This is a genomic window from Bacillus sp. EKM208B (assembly GCF_011800725.1).
Taxonomy (GTDB): Bacteria; Bacillota; Bacilli; order Bacillales; family Bacillaceae; genus Bacillus; species Bacillus velezensis.
Map to the genome: position 1 here is coordinate 1 of NZ_JAANHO010000050.1, position 279 is coordinate 279.

Below are 279 nucleotides of genomic sequence, written 5' to 3' on the forward strand. Positions count from 1 at the left end.
TTTCTGTGCTTGCCGTGTTAAAAGCGGGCGGCGCCTATGTGCCGCTTGACCCGGAGTATCCTGAGGACAGGCTGCGCTATATGCTCAATGACTGTGCCGCTTGTCTTCTGCTTGCACAGCCGGGATTATCCGTTCCCGATTTTTCCGGAGAAACGCTAGAAGTGTCTCTTTCTGCTCTGACAAGTGAGACGGAGACAGGGGATGTCTCTGAAGAAGCGGATGCTGATTCGCTCGCTTATATCATTTATACGTCCGGTTCGACGGGAACACCGAAGGGAG

1 protein-coding gene is annotated in these 279 nt (G+C 53.4%); it reads left to right on the top strand.

What is annotated here, in order from left to right:
- On the top strand, positions 1–279 hold a 279-nt coding region (locus G9F75_RS19815), incomplete at both ends, for an AMP-binding protein (protein ID WP_167409343.1).